Raw genomic sequence first — 16,706 nt, forward strand, 5'->3', positions numbered from 1 at the left:
CGGCAATGACCAACCGGCAGTGACCAACCGGCAGCGACCAACCGGCAATGACCGACCAGCATCTACCGCCACGGCGGCGCGCGGTCGCCCGCATGCGCGCGGCGCCGGCGTGCCGCCGCACGACTCAATGCTTCTCCATCTGCTCCAGCGCCTTGATGTCTTCTTCGGACGTCATTTCGCACGCAAGCAGCGTCTTGCCCTTCAGCGCCGGGCCCTGGCGCGCCGACACGAGGATCAGCGCGCCGCCCGGGCCGCGCACCGTCAGGCGGCGCGAATAGCCTGCCGACGACGCGCCCAGCAGGTGCCCCTTTTCCGGCGCGAGCTTGTAGCGTTGCGCGAGCTGGCCGGCGACTTCGCCGTCCACGAGCACGCCGATCCCGGTGCTGGTGAACACGACGTGCTGCGTCGTGAAGCCGTCCCGGTGGATCGGCTCCGGCAGACGGAAGACCGCGGCGCCCAGCATCGATTCGTCCGGCTTCGGATCGGTGGCCTTGACGGTGTTGTAGATCGAGTCCATCAGGTCCGACGTGAACGGCGGATTGCAGATCGCGGCGTTGAAGATGTCGGGTTGGGCGGGCGGCGCGGCGAATGCAGCGAGCGGCGCGGCGGAGAGGGCAATGGCGATGGCGGCGGCGCCGACGGCAGCGGCGCGACGCCCGGACAGGCGAAGGGACATGAATGCAGTTCTCTCAGGTTTTATTGTGAGGCTGCATGTTAATGCATCGCCGCACGCCGGCCGATCGACGGAGAGCGGCCGGGTGGCGGCAATGCAACAGGCGCGCACCCGCGCGCCGCGATCGATTCCGTTGCCGGATGATCGATGCGCGGCGCGTCGGGGCTTGCGCGTCAGGCAGCCGGTGCGATGCGGGTTCGCGTTACGGCGCGACGACCGGATGCTTCAGCGCGTGCGCGGTCTCGATCCACTGCGCGTGGAATTCGACCGCGTCGGGCTTGAGCCCGAGCTCGCCGTTGCGATAGGCCATCGCGAGCGTCTGCACGGCTTCCGGCAACTCGTGCTCGGCGGCCCGGCGATACAGCGCGAGCGCGCGTGCGTCGTCGCGCGGCACGCCGCTGCCGTCGCGGTACGCGTTCGCGAGCATGAAGTCCGCGGCCGGGATGTCCGCGCGCGACGCGACCTCGAACCAGTGCGCGGCCTGCACGGGATCGGCGGCGATCCCGTAGCCGCTGCGATAGATCAGCCCGAGGTAATACGCGGCGGCCGGGTCGCCCTGCGCGGCCGCTTCGCCGAGCAGTGTGCGGGCGCGTGCATAGTCCTTCGGCATGTCGCTGCTGCCGAGCAGCAACGCCTTGCCGAGCGCGAGCTGCGCCCGCCGGGCGGCCGGCGCGTCGGCCTTGCCGTCCGCCGTCGCGGCCGTTTCCAGCCAGCCGCGCCCCTCGTCGCGCAGCCCCGGTTCGCGCGCGTCGACGAGCGCGATGCCGAGCGCCGCCTGCGCGTCGCCCGAGCCGCGGCGCGCCAGCGTGCGCAACTGCGCGAGCGCGTGCGGCTCGGTGGCCTGCGTGACCATTGCCTGCCACTCGTCGAGCTGCGCGGCGCTCGGCGTGGAGCCGGCGCCGTGCAGGCCGGTCGCCGCGACGACGGCCGCGACGGTCACGGCCGCCGCCGCGAGCAGCGCGGCCGGCGGAAGTTTCGCGCGCAGCACGCGCCGCGCGGCAGCGGCGAGGCCGGATTCGGCCGGCCGCATCGTCCGGATCGGTTGCATCGCGTGTCTCATTGCGTGAGGTCGATCTCGTAGGTGGCGAGGTTCTTGCCCGAGCCGTCGTCGGCCGCGACCTGCGTGACGCCGGTCAGGCCGGCCGCCGCCGCGTCGCCGAGGCGGTTCGGTGCGGACGCGAACTGCACATGCGCGACCGAGCTCGCGAGCTTCGTGAAGCGCCAGCTGCGCTGCGCGCCGTCCGCCGTGCGCGTGATCGCGCCGCGTTTCTTGATGAACGCGATCAGCACGTCGCGGTTCGCATCCGGCGACGCGAAGATCGTCTTGCTGCCGTCGAGGCCCGGGAAGTTGCCGCCGCCGCTCGCGCGGTAGTTGTTGGTCGCGACGATGAACTGCGCGTTCGGGTCGATCGGCGCGCCCTTGTACGTCAGGTTCCTGATCCGGCTGCCGACCGGCTGCGTGACGTCGATTTCATACGCGAGATCGGCCGACGTGAACATGTCGAAGTTGTAGCCGGGGAAGGTGCTGACGAGCGGCTGCACGGTCGCCTTGGTCGGGTCGATCCGGTTGAAGCGCTTCGCGGCGGTTTCGAGCCAGTTCTTCACGTCGGCGCCGCTGACCTTCACCGCATACACGGTGTTCGGATACAGGTACAGGTCGGCCGCGTTGTTGATCGCGAGCGCGCCCGGTGCGACGTCGGTGTAGTCGGTGCCGCCGCCGAAGCCGCTCTTGAACGGCGCGCTGACCGACAGCACCGGCAGCGACGCGTATTGCGGCAGGTTCGCCTGCACGTAGGTCTTCACGTAGTCGGCCTGCGCCTCGTTGACGATCTGGATCGCGCCCGGATCACCGACATCGGCGAAGTACGAGTTCATCCGGTAGTCGGTCGAGCCGATCGGCGTCTTCACATAGTCGATCGTCGCCTGGTGCTCGGCGGCGATCGCGGCGGAAACCGACGGATCGGCCGCCACGTAGCTCTTGTCGGCGTTCTGGATCGGCCGCGCCTCGACGGTCGTCTGCGACTTGTCGACGCTCCACGTCTTGCCGTCGAACTTCAGGCCGAGCTTGATCACGCCGAGGTGCTTGCCCCAGTAGTTGGCCATCACGGTCGGCACGCCGTTGACGGTGCCCTTGACCTTGTCGACGCCCGGCAGGTTGAACTGCGACACGGTGCTGTTCGCGTCCGGGAACACCTGGTGCGAGTGGCCGATCAGCATCGCGTCGATGCCGGTCACCTTCGACAGCCACCAGCTGCCGTTCTCCATCGTCGGCGAATACGCGGAATTGTCGAGGCCGCCGTGCGAGATCGCGACGACGAGATCGGCGCCCTTCGCGCGCATCTCCGGAATGTACTTCTCGGCCGCTTCCTTCAGGCCGGTCGTGTAGACCTTGCCGTCGAGCCAGCGCTTGTCCCAGTTCATGATCGCGGGCGGCGTGAAGCCGATGATGCCGATCTTCACGGGCGCGCTGACCGTCTTGCCGTCCGGCGTGGTCGCGGTCACGGTGCGGGTCAGGATCGTGTACGGCGTGAACAGCGGCGCGTTGGTCTTCGCGCTGATCACGTTCGCGAGCACCTGCGGGAAGTTCGGGCCCGCGCATTTCTTCTGCTGGGCCGGCGCCGGCAGGCCGTCGACCTCGAACGTGTTGCCGGTCACCTGCGACAGGTACGGCAGCCCGTAGTTGAATTCGTGGTTGCCGATCCCGCCGCCGTCGAATTTCGCGGCGTTCATCACTTTGTAGATCGCGAGCGTCTGGTCGCAGCCGACCGGCTTCACGAGCGCCTGGTAGTCGGACAGCGCGGTGCCCTGGATCGTGTCGCCGTTGTCGAGCAGCAGCGTGTTCGGGTACTGCTTGCGCGCCTGCGCGATCAGCGTCGACACGCGTTCGAAGCCGAGCGAATTGTCGGCGGCGAGCTTGAAATAGTCGTACGACAGCACGTTGGTGTGCAGGTCGGTCGTCTCGAGCAGGGCGAGCGTGGCCGTCGTGCCGACGGGCGCCTGGGCTGCCGGCGGCGTCGCCGGCGGCGAGGTCACGTCGTCGCCGCCGCAGGCGGCGAGGATGAAGGCGAGGCTGGCGAGCGCGGCGATGGCCGGCACGCGACGGCGGGAAAGCAGGGGGAGACGCATCGGTTGTCCTGTTCGGTGTTCTGTTTTATGAAACGCGAGGTGCGCAACGATTGGCGGCGCGGGGCGCCGACGGCCTGATGTGCGGCGCGAGAGAGTATCGAAAGGAAACGTGACGGAAGAATGAAAGGTGGTGACGTCGGCATCGGGCAACGGGCGGCGGCTTCCTCCCGCACGCCGGGGCGGGCTCCCCGGCTGCGCGCCCCGAGCTGGCCGCCCGCACGGAAATCCTCACGTCGCGGCGCCGGGCGGTTCGCTACAATGGCCGCTGTCACCTTTTTGCAAACAACCTGCCCTTGGACTTCGAGACTCCTCCCGGCCTGTCGGTCGACGCCGGCGGCCAGGGCCAGACGGTGCGCCTGACCGGCCAGTGGACCGCGCTCGCGCTTGCACGCAATCGCGGCGCGGTGGCGCGCCGTATCGCGAGCATCGCGTCCGGGCGCGTGAGCGAATGGGATCTGTCCGGCATCGAGCGGCTCGACCACGTCGGCGGCCAGGCGCTGTGGCGCGTGTGGGGCCGCAAGCTGCCGGACGGCGTCGCGCTGAGCGCCACGCAGCGCACGATCTTCGAGCGCATCGAGCGGCTCGACAGCGAGCGCGAGGCGCCCGAGCGCGTCGTGCGCGTCGATCCCGTCACGCGGCTCGGCCAGGCGATCTTCCGGTTCGGCGAGCACCTGCAGGGCGGCATCGCACTGTTCGGCCTCGTGATCCTCGATGCGCTGTCGGTGTTGCGCCGTCCGCAGACGATGCCGTGGAAGGAGACCTCCGCGAACATCTACAGCGCGGGCGCCCAGGCGCTGCCGATCACCGCGCTCGTCGCGTTCCTGATCGGCATCGTGCTCAGCTACCTGTCCGCGCAGCAACTGCAGATGTTCGGCGCGAACCGCTACATCGTGAACATCCTCGGGCTGTCGGTGATCCGCGAACTCGGCCCGGTGCTGTCGGCGATTCTCGTCGCAGGCCGCTCCGGCTCGGCGATCACCGCGCAGATCGGCGTGATGCGCGTGACCGAGGAGCTCGACGCGATGCGCGTGATGGGCATCCCGCACGGGCTGCGGCTGATCCTGCCGCGCGTGCTTGCGCTCGGCGTCGCGATGCCGCTGCTCGTGATGTGGACCAACATCATCGCGCTGACGGGCGGCGCGCTCGCCGCGAAGCTCGTGCTCGGCATCGACGTCAACTATTTCGTGCGCTCGCTGCCGGGCGTCGTGCCGATCGCGAACCTGTACATCGGGGTCGGCAAGGGCGTCGTGTTCGGCATGCTGATCGCGCTGGTTGCCTGCCATTTCGGCTTCCGGATCAAGGCGAACTCGCAGAGTCTCGGCGAAGGCACGACCACGTCGGTCGTGACGTCGATCACGGTCGTGATCCTCGCCGACGCGGTGTTCGCGATCCTGTTCCAGAACGTGGGGCTCGGATGAACGCATCGAACGAAACGACCGCGCACGCCGCGGCCATCGGTGCCGGGTCGGTCGGCGAGCGGCCGGCCGCGGCGGCCGCTCCCGGCGATCTCGTGATCGAGGTGCGCAACCTGACCAAGCGCTACGGGCGCAACATCATTCACCAGAAGCTCGACTTCGACGTGCGACGCGGCGAGATCGTGTCGATCGTCGGCGGCTCGGGCTCCGGCAAGACCACGCTCGTGCGGCAGATCCTCGGCCTCGAGCGGCCGACGTCGGGCACGATCAAGGTGTTCGGCGAGGATACGGCGACGATCGACGACGCGAGCGCGCGGATGATGCGCACGCGCTCCGGGATGCTGTTCCAGCAGGGCGCGCTGTTCTCGTCGATGACGGTGTTCGACAACGTCGCGCAGCCGCTGCGCGAGCTCGGCCGCGTGCCGCCGGACCTGCTGCACGACATCGTGATGCTCAAGCTCGAGATGGTCGGGCTGCCGTGCAAGCATGCGTCGAAGATGCCGGCCGCGCTGTCGGGCGGGATGGTCAAGCGGGTCGGCATCGCGCGCGCGATCGCGCTCGAGCCCGAGCTGCTGTTCCTCGACGAGCCGACGGCCGGCCTCGATCCGCAGGCGTCGGACGAATTCGTCGAGCTGATCGCGACGCTCCACCGCACGCTCGGGCTGACCGTCGTGATGGTGACGCACGATCTCGACACGATGGTCGCGCTGTCGACGCGCGTCGCGGTGCTGGCCGACCGCAAGGTGCTGGTCGCCGCGCCGGTGGAGGAGGCCGCGAACGTCGACCATCCGTTCATCCACGAATATTTCCTGGGGCTGCGCGGGCGCCGCGCATTGCAGGCGCTGCCGCCCGAGCGGCGCGCGAAGCTGCCGAAGGCGGCCCTCGAACCGGCGCTGTCGAGCGTCGAGCTGTAGGCACGAAGGAATCCTCGAATGGAAAACAAATCACATGCGTTCTGGGCCGGCCTGTTCACGATCGCGCTGACGCTCGCGATCGCGGGCACCGTGTTCTGGTTCAACGTCGACCGCACCGTGCGCGTGCCGTACGACCTGCTCGCGCGCACCAACGTGACGGGGCTGTTCCCGGACGCGGCCGTGCGCTTTCGCGGCCTCGACGTCGGCAAGGTGCAGTCGATCGGCTTCGACCGCGCGCACCCGGGGCAGATCAGGATCCGGATCCTCGTCGACCACGACGCGCCGATCACGCAGTCGACCTACGGCAGCCTCGGCTTCCAGGGCGTGACGGGGATCGCGTTCGTGCAGCTCGAGGACACGGGCCGCGACCTGGCGCCGCTGCCGTCGTCGCCGAAGGCGATCGCGCAGATCCCGATGCGGCCGAGCCTGTTCGACCAGATCCAGGAGCGCGGCGACGTGCTGCTGCGGCAGCTCGAGCTGGCCGCGAAGAGCGCGAATGCGCTGATGTCGCCCGAGATGCGCGAGCAGTTGCGCGCGACCGCCGAAAGCCTGCAGCACGCGGCCGACGGGGCCGCCACGCTGACGAAGCAGCTCGGCCCGGCGGTCACCGCGCTGCCGGAAACGATGCACGAGGTGAACCGCGCGATGGCGTCGGCGAACACGCTGCTGCAGCCGAACGGGCCGCTCGTGTCGAACCTGAACAAGGCCGGCACGGCCGCCGAGCAGGTCGGCGTCGCGCTGAACGATCTCAACGCGCGCGTGCAGTACGACACGCTGCCGCGCTTCAACGCGCTGGCCGGTAGCGTCGGCGATGCGTCGCGGCAATTGAAGGACGTGGCCGGTGAACTTGGCCGCAACCCGCGCAGTCTGTTGTTCGGTTCGCCCGGCGCGGCGCCGGGGCCCGGCGAAGCGGGCTTCGTCTGGCCCGGCGCGACGGCCCGGCAGTGACCCCCATCGAAACCGGAAACATCATGCAGGAACACGCCATGCCACGAATCCTTGACCGCGCGCTGCGTCCGGCCGCGGCCGCGCTTGCCGTGCTGACGCTGTCGCTCGCGGCCGGCTGCGCCGGCAACAGCGCGGCGCTGTCGAATGTCCGCTACGACCTCGGGCCGGCCACGCCCGTCGTGACCGCGGGCACGGCCCCCGCGCTGAAGGTGCTCGACGTCGTCGTGCCCGACGCGCTCGACTCCGACAAATTCGCGTACCGCCTCGCGTACGTGGACGCGCAGCACGTGGCCGTCTATCGCGACAGCCGCTGGACGGCACCGCCCGCACAACTGCTCACGCAGCGGCTGCGCGGCGCGCTGTCGTCGCGCGGCACGGTGCTCGAAGGGGCCGACGGCGTGCGCGCGCCGACCCTCAAGGTCGACCTGAACGAATTCGAGCAGGTGTTCGACGGCCAGTCGCAGAGCTACGGCGCCGTCACCGCGCGTGCGACGCTGACGCTGGACGGCAAGGTGCTCGGCCAGCGCACGTTCGTCGCGCGCGCGCCGTCGAGCACGCCCGACGCGGCGGGCGGCGCCCGCGCGCTCGCGGCGGCGAGCAACGAGCTCGTGTCGCAGATCGCCGCATGGGTCGGCATCCAGGCGTACGCGGGCACGCCGTGACGCGTGCCGCGCAGCCGCGATGAGCGCGACCGGCACGCCTCGCGCATCGCCGCTCGCGCGGCAGGCCTTTGCCGCCTACGCGGCACTCATCGTCTACGCGTCGCTGTATCCGTTCGCAGGCTGGGCATCGCTCGGCATCGGGCCGTTCGACTACCTGTTCGCGCCGATGCAGCGCTACGTGACCGCATTCGACGTCGTCACGAACGTGCTCGGCTACCTGCCGTTCGGCGCGCTCGGCGTGCTCGCGCTGCACCCGCGCTGGCGCGGCGTGGCCGCGACGCTGATCGTGGCCGGGCTCGGCGTGCTGCTGTCGGGCGCGATGGAAGCGCTGCAAACCTACCTGCCGACGCGCGTCGCGTCGAATCTCGATCTCGCGGCCAACGCGCTCGGCGCGCTGCTGGGGGCGGCGCTCGTCGCGCCGGCCACCGGTGCGCTGCTCGATCGCGGCGCGCTGCGCCGGCTGCGCTTCGCGTGGTTCGAGGACGACGGTGCGACGCCGCTGCTGCTCGCCGGGCTGTGGCCGTTCGCGATCCTGTTCCCGTCGCCGTTCCTGTTCGGCATCGGCGACTGGCCGGCCGCGCTGTGGGAGCGTGCCGACGCGTCGATGCAGGACACGCTGATCGCATGGCTGCCGGCCGCGTGGCGCGTGGGCGAATGGCCCGAGCGCGTCGACGGCTGGCTGTCCGACTCCGCGTGGGAGGCCGCGCTCGGCGGCCTGATGCTGTTCGCCGCGCTGGCGATCGCGTCGCTCGCGATGCGGCCGCGCGCACCGCGCATCCGGCTGCTGATCGCGCTCGTCGCCGCGACGCTCGTGCTGAAGGCGGCCGCGACCTTCATGCAGTCGGCCACCGGACTCGTCGTCGTGTGGGCGACGCCCGGCGCGCGCCTCGGGATCGAGCTCGGCTTCGCGGCCGCGCTCGTCGCGCTGCACGTGCCGGCGACGTGGCGCGCGACACTGGCTGCGCTCGCGCTGCTGGCCGGCGTGGCGCTCGTGAACCTGCTGCCCGTCAACCCGTTCTTCGACTTCACGCTGTCGGGCTGGCGGCAGGGCCGTTACGTGCACTTCAACAGCCTCGCACGCTGGCTCGCGTGGATCTGGCCCTACGCGGCGCTGATCTGGCTCGGCCAGCGCGTCGAGCACGCATGGCTGCCGGCCGTGCTGCGCCGCTGACGCGAAGGCTGCGGCGGTTGCGCCGCGATGGCCGCGGCGGTACCGCGGGCAGCGGCGTGCGCCCCTCGTTATAATCGTCCGCACGAGTGCAGTGTTCGGCACCGATCGGCACGTGTGTGCGGCGCCTTCGCACCCGTGGCCGCGTTGCAAATCCTCGCGATGCCGCCAGGCATCGCTGCGGTTTGCGCGTCGCCACGAGCACGAATCCGCTGGCACCCAAGCGCCGCCGGGCGCCGAACACTACACGCCCGTTGCCCCGCGCAGCGGCAACCGCTCCTCTTTCCGCACGGCCTTGCGCCGGGCAGCTCGCCATCACCATGGATTCCTACTACCAGCACCACGTCTTCTTCTGCCTGAACCAGCGCGAACCGGGCGCCGAACGCCCGAGCTGCGCGCAATGCGACGCTCAGACCATGCAGGAATACGCGAAAAAGCGCGTGAAGGAGCTCGGCCTCGCGGGGCCCGGCAAGGTTCGCATCAACAAGGCCGGCTGCCTCGACCGCTGCGAGGAAGGGCCGGTGATGGTCGTGTATCCGGAAGGCACGTGGTACACGTACGTCGACCAGGCCGACATCGACGAGATCGTCGAATCGCACCTGCGCGACGGCAAGGTCGTCGACCGCCTGAAGATCTGAGCGGGCCGGCCGAATGAACGTTCATACGCAGAAATCGCTGATCGCGGGCCCGGTCGGGCAGATCGAAATCGCGGTCGACCTCCCCGATGCCGTGCGCGAAGGCGGCGCCGCGCCGCGCGGCATCGCGCTCGTCGCGCATCCGCATCCGCTGTTCGGCGGCACGATGGACAACAAGGTCGCGCAAACGCTCGCGCGCACGCTCGTGCAGTTGAACTACGTCGTGTTCCGGTCGAACTTCCGCGGCGTCGGCGCGACCGAAGGCGTGCACGACAACGGCACCGGCGAGGCCGACGACCTGCTCGCGGTGCTCGCGCACATGCGCGCGCAGCCCGCGTATGCGGACCTGCCGCTCGTGCTCGCGGGCTTCTCGTTCGGCACCTTCGTGCTGTCGCACGTCGCGAAGCGGCTGCGCGACGCGGGCGAGACGATCGAACGGATGGTGTTCGTCGGCACGGCAGCGAGCCGCTGGCAGGTGGCCGACGTGCCCGAGAACACGCTCGTGATCCACGGCGAAACCGACGACACGGTGCCGATCGCGTCGGTGTACGACTGGGCGCGGCCGCAGGAACTGCCGGTCGTCGTGATTCCCGGCGCCGAGCATTTCCTGCATCGCAAGCTGCACGTGCTCAAACGCATCATCGTCGACGCCTGGCGCTAGCCGGCACGCGGGAGGCCGGCGCGACGCCGGCCCGCACGGTGTTGCTATACGTGCTCCGGCCGGCGCCGGATGCGCGTTTCCCTTCTCGCGACATCGCGCCGCGGCGTGCGGCGCGACCCGACTTCTCCTTCGCCTGCGCACACCTTTCGCACACCTTCGCGTGCGATGACGCGCAGCTTGCCGGCACCCCGCGCCCGATGAAGATGGACGGCGATCCTGCGCCAGGTTCGCGAAAACGCGCTGCGCGGCCACGTATAATGGCCGGATTCCGCGTCGCCCGCGGCCCGGCTGGGCCCATGCGGCGCTCGTTTCGCCGCCTGTCCGCCCGCTCGCGACGGCCGCGAACCGAACGCGTCCGCACGAGTCCAACCGGCGCGTTTCGCGTCGCCCGACGATTTCGGGCGAGTGCCCGAAACGCCCGCCGCCTTGCCGTTCAACCCTGCGCGTTTCGCACCGCACTTTCTGCCATCAGCCTGAATCGATCATGCGTCTGTCTTCCCAAGGCCTCAAGTCCCTCGCTTCCTCCATCGCCTTCGGCACCGCCGCGCGCAACGTCGCGCTCGGCGTGATGCTGCCTGTCGCGCTCGCGTCGACGATCGTCGTCGCCGAGGCCAAGCCGGCCGCCAAGGCCAAGGCCGCGCATGCGGCGCCGGCCGCCGAGCAGTTCACCGGCGCGCCCGCGACCTACATGCCGGGCGCGGTGCCGCCGCCGGGCGTGAATGCGCGCTCGTGGGTGCTCGTCGATGCGACCAGCAACACGGTGCTCGCGTCGGGTAATGCCGATGAACGCGTCGAGCCCGCATCGCTGACGAAGCTGATGACGGCGTACCTCGTGTTCGAGGCGCTCGACAAGAAGAAGATCTCGATGGAGCAGATCGTCACGCCGAGCGAAGCCGTGCGCCGCGTCGGCCGCGACGAGTCGCGCATGTTCATCGAGGCGAACAAGCCGGTGTCGGTGCACGACCTCGTGTACGGGATGATCATCCAGTCGGGTAACGACGCCGCGATCGCGCTGGCCGAACTGGTCGGCGGCAGCGAAGGGCAGTTCGTCACGATGATGAACGACGAGGCGGCGCGCCTCGGCATGAAGGGCACGCACTTCGCCGACGTGAACGGCATGCCCGACCCGAACCACTACACGACGGCCGGCGACCTCGCGAAGCTGTCCGCGCACCTGATCCGCGATTTTCCGCAGTACTACAGCATCTTCTCGGAGAAGGAATTCAAGTACAACAACATCCGCCAGGGCAACCGCAACCGCCTGCTGTGGCTGGATCCGACGGTCGACGGCCTGAAGACGGGCCATACGCAGGCGGCCGGCTACTGCCTGATCGCGTCGGCGAAGCGCGCGATCCCGGGCGTGGACGGCCAGCGCCGCCTGGTGTCGGTGATGATGGGCGAGCAGAAGGAAAGCGAGCGCACGCAGGACAGCATGAAGATGCTGAACTACGGCTACAGCGCGTTCGATTCGGTGCGCCTGTTCAAGGGCGGCCAGGCGATGTCGACGCCGCGCATCTACAAGGGCAAGGAAAACACCGTGCAGGTGGGCGTGAAGGGCGACCAGTGGGCGACCGTGCCGCGCGGCCTCGGCGACAAGGTCAAGACGGAAGTCGACGTCAACGCGCCGCTGATCGCGCCGCTCGCGGCAGGCCAGCAGGTCGGCACCGTGAAGATCGTCGCCGACGGCAAGACGCTGTCCGAATTCCCGGTCGTCGCACTGCAGGCCGTGCCGGAAGCGGGTATCTTCGGGCGTATCTGGGACTCGATCCTGCTGATGTTCAGCAAGAAGAAGTAAGCACGACGGGCCTTTGTTTTCACGACTTCATCCCCATCTGTCATAACCATGAGCCAAGCCGAATTCGAACCGATCGTCTACCTCAGCGTGTCGTCGCAGGAGGAAATGGTGCCGCTGTCGGAAGCCCGTGTACCGGTGCTCGACCGCGGGTTCATCTTCGGCGACGGCGTGTATGAAGTGGTGCCCGTTTATGCGCACGACGGCGCGCACGTGCCGTTCCGGATCGAGCAGCATCTGGCGCGGCTCGAGCGCAGCCTGAAGAAGATCGGCATCGCCAGCCCGCACGACGACGCGGGCTGGCGCGCGCTGATCGAGCGCGTCGTCGCGGCGAATGCCGAAGGGCTCGGCGACGGCAACGCGCTCGTCTACCTGCAGGTGACGCGCGGCGTCGCGAAGCGCGGCCACGCGTTCCCGGCGAACGCGGTGCCGACGGTGTTCGTGATGACGAGCCCGCTGCGCCTGCCGTCCGCCGACGAACGCGCGCAGGGCGTGCGCTGCGTGACGGCCGAGGACCGCCGCTGGCTGCATTGCGACATCAAGTCGATCTCGCTGCTCGGCAACGTGCTGATGGCGCAGCATGCGGCCGAACGCGATGCGTTCGAGACGCTGCAGCTGCGCGACGGCAACCTGACGGAAGGTTCGTCGTCGAACGTGTGGATCGTGAAGAACGGCGAGCTGCTCGCGCCGCCGCGCAGCAACAAGATCCTCGAAGGGATCCGCTACGCGCTGATCGAGGAGCTGGCCGACGAATGCAAGATCCCGTTCGTCGCGCGCGAGATCAGCGAAGTGGAATTGCGCGCGGCCGACGAGATCATGATCACGTCGGCCACGAAGGAAGTGCTGCCCGTCACGTCGCTCGACGATCTGCCCGTCCATGGCGGCAAGCCGGGCCCCGTATTCGCGGCGTTGTATGACGCGTACCAGCGTGCGAAGGCGCGCGAGTTTGAACAGTTTGACCTAACCCGGAGAAAATGATGAGCGAACCGACCAAAACCATCGAGGTGACCGGCGCGATCGATACCCGGAAGGAGTCGCTGCTGGAGTTTCCGTGCGATTTCCCGATCAAGATCATGGGCAAGGCGCACCCCGAGTTCAAGGACACGATCTTCAAGGTCGTGGCCGTTCACGACAACGAGATCGACGTCGAGAAGATCGAGGAGCGTGCGTCGAGCGGCGGCAATTACACGGGCCTCACGATCACCGTGCGGGCGACCAGCCAGGAACAGCTCGACAACATCTACCGCGCACTGACCGGCCATCCGATGGTCAAGGTCGTACTTTAAGCGCCTTCCATCCTCCTTCCTGCGCGCACTCGGCGGGGGTCTTCCCCGCCGCGCGCCGCGCGTCCAGCTCGTCGCACAGCCGCTTGTATTCGGCGACTTCCTCGAACAGCCAGGTCCTGAACGCCTGCACGCGCGGCGTGTTCAGCAGCGGCGGCGGACACACGAAAAAATAGTGCCACGGGCTCGGCCCGTCGATGTCGAACAGGCGCACGATGCGCCCGTCGAGCAGGTCGTGCACCGCGAGCGAGCGGCGCACGAGCGCGATGCCCTGACCGTCGATCGCGGCCAGCAGCAGGTTCGACGAATCCTGGTACAGAATCCCCCGTTTCGGCTCGGTCAGCGTCTTGAGTCCGGCCGCGTCGAACCACGGCCGCCACAGCTCGTCGTCCGAGCGCAGCAGGTTGTAGTGCACGAGATCGGCGGGCGTTTGCGGCAGCTTGCCGCCGTTCAGCGTCGGCGCGCATGCCGGAAAGAACACTTCGTCGAACAGCGGCTCGACATGCAGCCCCGGATAACTGCCGTGGCCGAAGCGGATCGCGAGATCGACGTCGTCGCGCGCGAAATCGGTGAGCGAGTTCGTCGACTGCAGCTCGACGTCGATTTCCGGATGCCGTTCGATGAACGAGCCGATGCGCGGCGTGATGAAGCGCGCGGCGAACGACGACAGCATCGACACCACGAGCCGCCGGTCGCGGTCGCTCGCGCGCACGTCGCGTGTCGCGTCGGCGATGACCATCAGCGCGGTGCGGATCTGCTGCGCATAGCGCATGCCGGCGTCGGTCAGGCACAGCCGCTTGCCGTTGCGCGTGAACAGCTGCACGCCGAGCTCTTCCTCGAGCGCGCGCACCTGGTGGCTGACCGCGCCGTGCGTGACGTACAGCTCGTCGGCGGCGCGCGAGAAATTCTCGTGACGGGCGGCGGCTTCGAACGCGCGAATCGCGTTCAGCGCAGGCAGCTGGCGGAGGTCCATTTGCTAATTTTCCTCACATCGACGTGAAAATTGGTCGTTTTGTCGGACGCCTTGAAGTGACTACGATTGTAGCCATCGAAGCACTTATTGGCGGAGTCGATCATGCAAGAAATTTCTTCAAGCATCACGTTCGAAATCCCGGTGGGCGAAACCGTGCCGTTGAAGGTACAGCGCAGCACGCGGCTGGTGGTGCAGTGCGGGCCGGTGTGGGCGACGCGCAGCAACGACGTCGACGATTACTTCCTGGTCGACGGCGAGACGCTGAAGCTGCGCCGCGGCGAGCGGCTGTGGCTCAGCGCGGAAGGCCGGGAGGGCGCGCGCGTGGCGTTCTCGGTGTCGCGGCCGCCCCGGGAAGTCGCGCTCGGCGGGCTGGCCCGGCTGCGCGAACGCGTGAGCGCGCTGCTCCACGACGGATGGCGCACCGTCTGACCATCATTTCCTCCGACGGATACCGGCGATCCGTCCCCCTCCGAGGCCGGCGAGACCGACGGGTTTTCGGTAAACTACCGCCCATGTCCGTTTCGCCGGTTTCCATCGTGTCCACGCCTGTTGCCGTTTCCGCATCGCCCGCCGGGTCCCCGGATCAGCCGGCCCCGCCGGTCACCGTGCGGTGGCGGGGCGTCGAGACCTACGAAACGAGCTTCGACGCGATGCGCGCGTTCACCGACACGCGCACGGCCGATACCGGCGACGAGATCTGGCTGGTCGAGCACCCGCCCGTCTACACGCTCGGCCAGGCCGGCGACCCGGCCCACCTGCTGGTGGCCGACAGCGGCGTGCCGCTCGTGAAGGTCGACCGCGGCGGGCAGATCACCTACCACGGCCCCGGCCAGATCGTCGCCTACCTGCTGCTGGACCTGCGCCGGCGCAAGCTGATGGTGCGCACGCTGGTGACGAAGATCGAGGAGGCCGTGATCGAAACCCTCGCGGCGTATAATCTCGCTTCGGTCCGCAAGGCGGGCGCGCCCGGGATCTACGTCGCATCCGGCGCGCACGAGGGCGCGAAAATCGCGGCCCTCGGCCTGAAGATCCGCAACGGCTGCAGCTATCACGGGCTGAGCCTGAACGTGAAGATGGATCTGCGCCCGTTTCTTGCGATCAACCCGTGCGGCTATGCCGGACTGGAAACTGTCGACATGGCGAGCCTCGAGGTTGCCGCCGACTGGAACGACGTCGCCCATACGCTGGTGCGCCGTCTGATCGCCAACCTCGACGGCGCATCCGCGGCCGCCGACAAGCCGCAGGCACTGGAACAACATTCGAATGACTGACGTTACCGCTTCCCCCGCACCGGCCGATCCGGCCGCGACCCCTGCCTACGATCCGACCGCCAAGCAGAAGGCGCAGGCGAAGACGGCGCGCATCCCGATCAAGGTCATTCCGATCGAAAAGCTGAAGAAGCCCGAGTGGATCCGCGTGAAGGCGGCCACCGGCAGCTCGCGCTTCAACGAGATCAAGACGATCCTGCGCGAGCACAACCTGCATACGGTGTGCGAGGAAGCGAGCTGCCCGAACATCGGCGAATGCTTCGGCAAGGGCACCGCGACGTTCATGATCATGGGCGACAAGTGCACGCGCCGCTGCCCGTTCTGCGACGTCGGCCACGGCCGTCCCGACCCGCTCGACGCGGATGAACCGAAGAACCTCGCGCGCACGATCGCCGCGCTGAAGCTCAAGTACGTGGTGATCACGAGCGTCGACCGCGACGACCTGCGCGACGGCGGCGCCGCCCACTTCGTCGAATGCATCCGCGAAACGCGCGCGCAGTCGCCGGACACGCGCATCGAGATCCTGACGCCGGACTTCCGCGGCCGTCTCGACCGTGCGATCTCGATCCTGAACGCCGCGCCGCCCGACGTGATGAACCACAACCTCGAAACGGTGCCGCGCCTGTACAAGGAAGCGCGCCCGGGTTCGGACTACGCGCACTCGCTGAAGCTCCTGAAGGACTTCAAGGCGCTGCATCCGGACGTCGCGACGAAGTCGGGCCTGATGGTCGGCCTCGGCGAGACCGAAGAGGAAATCCTGCAGGTGATGCGCGACCTGCGCGCGCACGACGTCGACATGCTGACGATCGGCCAGTACCTGCAGCCGTCCGAGCACCACCTGCCGGTGCGCGCGTACGTGCATCCCGATACGTTCAAGATGTACGAGGAAGAGGCGTACAAGATGGGCTTCACGCACGCGGCCGTCGGCGCGATGGTGCGGTCGAGCTATCACGCCGACCTGCAGGCGCATGGCGCAGGGGTGGTCTGAGCCCGCTTGCTTCGTCGTCCTCTGACGAGCCAGAAAAAAGCCCGCAGCGATGCGGGCTTTTTCGTTGGTGCGGCCGCCGCCCGCGCATTCGCACGGCAATCGTCACCCGACCGGACACGCAATCCGGTCGAGCATGGAAAGCAAAGCTGAAACGGCATCGATAGCTTCGCAGGATAAGTTCGCTCCCGCCGCGCGCAAAG

The 16,706-nt window shown here is 68.6% G+C and carries 17 protein-coding genes; 13 read left to right on the plus strand and 4 right to left on the minus strand.

Annotated features, from left to right (window positions below; translation table 11 throughout):
- Positions 1-124: 124 nt before the first annotated feature.
- The 3 genes from FOZ70_RS30710 to FOZ70_RS30720 all read right to left on the minus strand — a co-directional run bounded on the left by FOZ70_RS30710 (position 125) and on the right by FOZ70_RS30720 (position 3,799).
- Positions 125-676: a hypothetical protein gene (locus FOZ70_RS30710; RefSeq protein WP_048023872.1), complete on the minus strand. Its 552-nt coding sequence runs from the start codon at positions 674-676 to the stop codon at positions 125-127.
- A 199-nt stretch (positions 677-875) separates the two neighbouring features.
- Positions 876-1,721, minus strand: a complete 846-nt coding sequence (locus FOZ70_RS30715; RefSeq protein WP_124627928.1) for a tetratricopeptide repeat protein — start codon at positions 1,719-1,721, stop codon at positions 876-878.
- An 8-nt stretch (positions 1,722-1,729) separates the two neighbouring features.
- Positions 1,730-3,799 carry a bifunctional 2',3'-cyclic-nucleotide 2'-phosphodiesterase/3'-nucleotidase gene (locus tag FOZ70_RS30720; RefSeq protein WP_124627926.1) on the minus strand — a complete coding sequence of 690 codons (2,070 nt, stop codon included), beginning with the start codon at positions 3,797-3,799 and terminating at the stop codon, positions 1,730-1,732.
- A 293-nt stretch (positions 3,800-4,092) separates the two neighbouring features.
- Here FOZ70_RS30720 and FOZ70_RS30725 point away from each other — a divergent pair, with 293 nt between their 5' ends.
- The 10 genes from FOZ70_RS30725 (at position 4,093) to FOZ70_RS30770 (ending at position 13,280) form a co-directional block, all read left to right on the plus strand.
- Complete coding sequence (locus FOZ70_RS30725) at positions 4,093-5,217, plus strand: ABC transporter permease (RefSeq protein WP_021164213.1); 1,125 nt, start codon at positions 4,093-4,095, stop codon at positions 5,215-5,217.
- A complete protein-coding gene (locus FOZ70_RS30730) occupies positions 5,214-6,128 on the plus strand; it encodes an ABC transporter ATP-binding protein (protein ID WP_021164214.1) in 915 nt (304 codons plus the stop codon). Before FOZ70_RS30725 ends, FOZ70_RS30730 begins: the two co-directional genes overlap by 4 nt.
- Before the next feature lie 18 nt (positions 6,129-6,146).
- The gene (locus FOZ70_RS30735; RefSeq protein WP_021164215.1) at positions 6,147-7,076 is read left to right on the plus strand and encodes an MlaD family protein; all 930 of its coding nucleotides are present in this window, start codon (positions 6,147-6,149) and stop codon (positions 7,074-7,076) included.
- Positions 7,077-7,114: 38 nt separating this feature from the next.
- The gene (locus FOZ70_RS30740; protein WP_048023905.1) at positions 7,115-7,738 is read left to right on the plus strand and encodes an ABC-type transport auxiliary lipoprotein family protein; all 624 of its coding nucleotides are present in this window, start codon (positions 7,115-7,117) and stop codon (positions 7,736-7,738) included.
- A 19-nt stretch (positions 7,739-7,757) separates the two neighbouring features.
- Complete coding sequence (locus FOZ70_RS30745; protein WP_219707481.1) at positions 7,758-8,909, plus strand: VanZ family protein; 1,152 nt, start codon at positions 7,758-7,760, stop codon at positions 8,907-8,909.
- A 317-nt stretch (positions 8,910-9,226) separates the two neighbouring features.
- Positions 9,227-9,544, plus strand: a complete 318-nt coding sequence (locus FOZ70_RS30750; protein ID WP_011694422.1) for a ferredoxin — start codon at positions 9,227-9,229, stop codon at positions 9,542-9,544.
- 13 nt (positions 9,545-9,557) lie between these two features.
- Positions 9,558-10,202 (plus strand): alpha/beta hydrolase, encoded by a 645-nt coding sequence (locus FOZ70_RS30755; protein WP_021157030.1) that lies wholly within the window; start codon positions 9,558-9,560, stop codon positions 10,200-10,202.
- A 484-nt stretch (positions 10,203-10,686) separates the two neighbouring features.
- Positions 10,687-11,997 carry a D-alanyl-D-alanine carboxypeptidase family protein gene (locus FOZ70_RS30760; RefSeq protein ID WP_021157031.1) on the plus strand — a complete coding sequence of 437 codons (1,311 nt, stop codon included), beginning with the start codon at positions 10,687-10,689 and terminating at the stop codon, positions 11,995-11,997.
- 48 nt (positions 11,998-12,045) lie between these two features.
- Complete coding sequence (locus tag FOZ70_RS30765) at positions 12,046-12,972, plus strand: D-amino acid aminotransferase (RefSeq protein ID WP_027789029.1); 927 nt, start codon at positions 12,046-12,048, stop codon at positions 12,970-12,972.
- Positions 12,972-13,280 (plus strand): YbeD family protein, encoded by a 309-nt coding sequence (locus FOZ70_RS30770; RefSeq protein WP_011353335.1) that lies wholly within the window; start codon positions 12,972-12,974, stop codon positions 13,278-13,280. The genes FOZ70_RS30765 and FOZ70_RS30770 overlap by 1 nt, the downstream gene beginning before the upstream one ends.
- On the opposite strand, the gene FOZ70_RS30775 is transcribed toward FOZ70_RS30770, so the two are convergent.
- Positions 13,264-14,250 carry a transcriptional regulator GcvA gene (locus FOZ70_RS30775; protein ID WP_048023881.1) on the minus strand — a complete coding sequence of 329 codons (987 nt, stop codon included), beginning with the start codon at positions 14,248-14,250 and terminating at the stop codon, positions 13,264-13,266. The two genes, FOZ70_RS30770 and FOZ70_RS30775, sit on opposite strands and share 17 nt — an antisense overlap.
- Positions 14,251-14,352: 102 nt before the next feature.
- On the opposite strand from FOZ70_RS30775, the gene FOZ70_RS30780 reads away from it, so the two are divergent.
- The 3 genes from FOZ70_RS30780 to lipA all read left to right on the plus strand — a co-directional run bounded on the left by FOZ70_RS30780 (position 14,353) and on the right by lipA (position 16,506).
- Positions 14,353-14,679, plus strand: coding sequence for a DUF2917 domain-containing protein (locus FOZ70_RS30780; RefSeq protein WP_021157035.1), 327 nt, complete (start codon positions 14,353-14,355; stop codon positions 14,677-14,679).
- Between the two features lie 83 nt (positions 14,680-14,762).
- Complete coding sequence (gene lipB, locus FOZ70_RS30785; protein WP_027789031.1) at positions 14,763-15,521, plus strand: lipoyl(octanoyl) transferase LipB; 759 nt, start codon at positions 14,763-14,765, stop codon at positions 15,519-15,521.
- Positions 15,514-16,506: a lipoyl synthase gene (gene lipA, locus FOZ70_RS30790; protein WP_011886137.1), complete on the plus strand. Its 993-nt coding sequence runs from the start codon at positions 15,514-15,516 to the stop codon at positions 16,504-16,506. The genes lipB and lipA overlap by 8 nt, the downstream gene beginning before the upstream one ends.
- Positions 16,507-16,706: the final 200 nt, after the last annotated feature.

The sequence above is a fragment of the Burkholderia sp. COPS genome (assembly GCF_019425585.1).
Classification (GTDB): Bacteria; Pseudomonadota; Gammaproteobacteria; order Burkholderiales; family Burkholderiaceae; genus Burkholderia; species Burkholderia cepacia.

Excerpts from the sequence above, each read along its gene's own strand:
- FOZ70_RS30775 (WP_048023881.1), bottom strand. The coding sequence starts at position 14,250 with ATGGACCTCCGCCAGCTGCCTGCGCTGAACGCGATTCGCGCGTTCGAA.
- FOZ70_RS30740 (WP_048023905.1), top strand. The coding sequence starts at position 7,115 with ATGCCACGAATCCTTGACCGCGCGCTGCGTCCGGCCGCGGCCGCGCTT.
- FOZ70_RS30745 (WP_219707481.1), top strand. The coding sequence starts at position 7,758 with ATGAGCGCGACCGGCACGCCTCGCGCATCGCCGCTCGCGCGGCAGGCC.
- lipB (WP_027789031.1), top strand. The coding sequence starts at position 14,763 with ATGTCCGTTTCGCCGGTTTCCATCGTGTCCACGCCTGTTGCCGTTTCC.
- FOZ70_RS30720 (WP_124627926.1), bottom strand. The coding sequence starts at position 3,799 with ATGCGTCTCCCCCTGCTTTCCCGCCGTCGCGTGCCGGCCATCGCCGCG.
- FOZ70_RS30730 (WP_021164214.1), top strand. The coding sequence starts at position 5,214 with ATGAACGCATCGAACGAAACGACCGCGCACGCCGCGGCCATCGGTGCC.
- FOZ70_RS30765 (WP_027789029.1), top strand. The coding sequence starts at position 12,046 with ATGAGCCAAGCCGAATTCGAACCGATCGTCTACCTCAGCGTGTCGTCG.
- lipA (WP_011886137.1), top strand. The coding sequence starts at position 15,514 with ATGACTGACGTTACCGCTTCCCCCGCACCGGCCGATCCGGCCGCGACC.
- FOZ70_RS30780 (WP_021157035.1), top strand. The coding sequence starts at position 14,353 with ATGCAAGAAATTTCTTCAAGCATCACGTTCGAAATCCCGGTGGGCGAA.
- FOZ70_RS30760 (WP_021157031.1), top strand. The coding sequence starts at position 10,687 with ATGCGTCTGTCTTCCCAAGGCCTCAAGTCCCTCGCTTCCTCCATCGCC.
- FOZ70_RS30770 (WP_011353335.1), top strand. The coding sequence starts at position 12,972 with ATGAGCGAACCGACCAAAACCATCGAGGTGACCGGCGCGATCGATACC.
- FOZ70_RS30755 (WP_021157030.1), top strand. The coding sequence starts at position 9,558 with ATGAACGTTCATACGCAGAAATCGCTGATCGCGGGCCCGGTCGGGCAG.
- FOZ70_RS30715 (WP_124627928.1), bottom strand. The coding sequence starts at position 1,721 with ATGCAACCGATCCGGACGATGCGGCCGGCCGAATCCGGCCTCGCCGCT.
- FOZ70_RS30750 (WP_011694422.1), top strand. The coding sequence starts at position 9,227 with ATGGATTCCTACTACCAGCACCACGTCTTCTTCTGCCTGAACCAGCGC.
- FOZ70_RS30710 (WP_048023872.1), bottom strand. The coding sequence starts at position 676 with ATGTCCCTTCGCCTGTCCGGGCGTCGCGCCGCTGCCGTCGGCGCCGCC.
- FOZ70_RS30735 (WP_021164215.1), top strand. The coding sequence starts at position 6,147 with ATGGAAAACAAATCACATGCGTTCTGGGCCGGCCTGTTCACGATCGCG.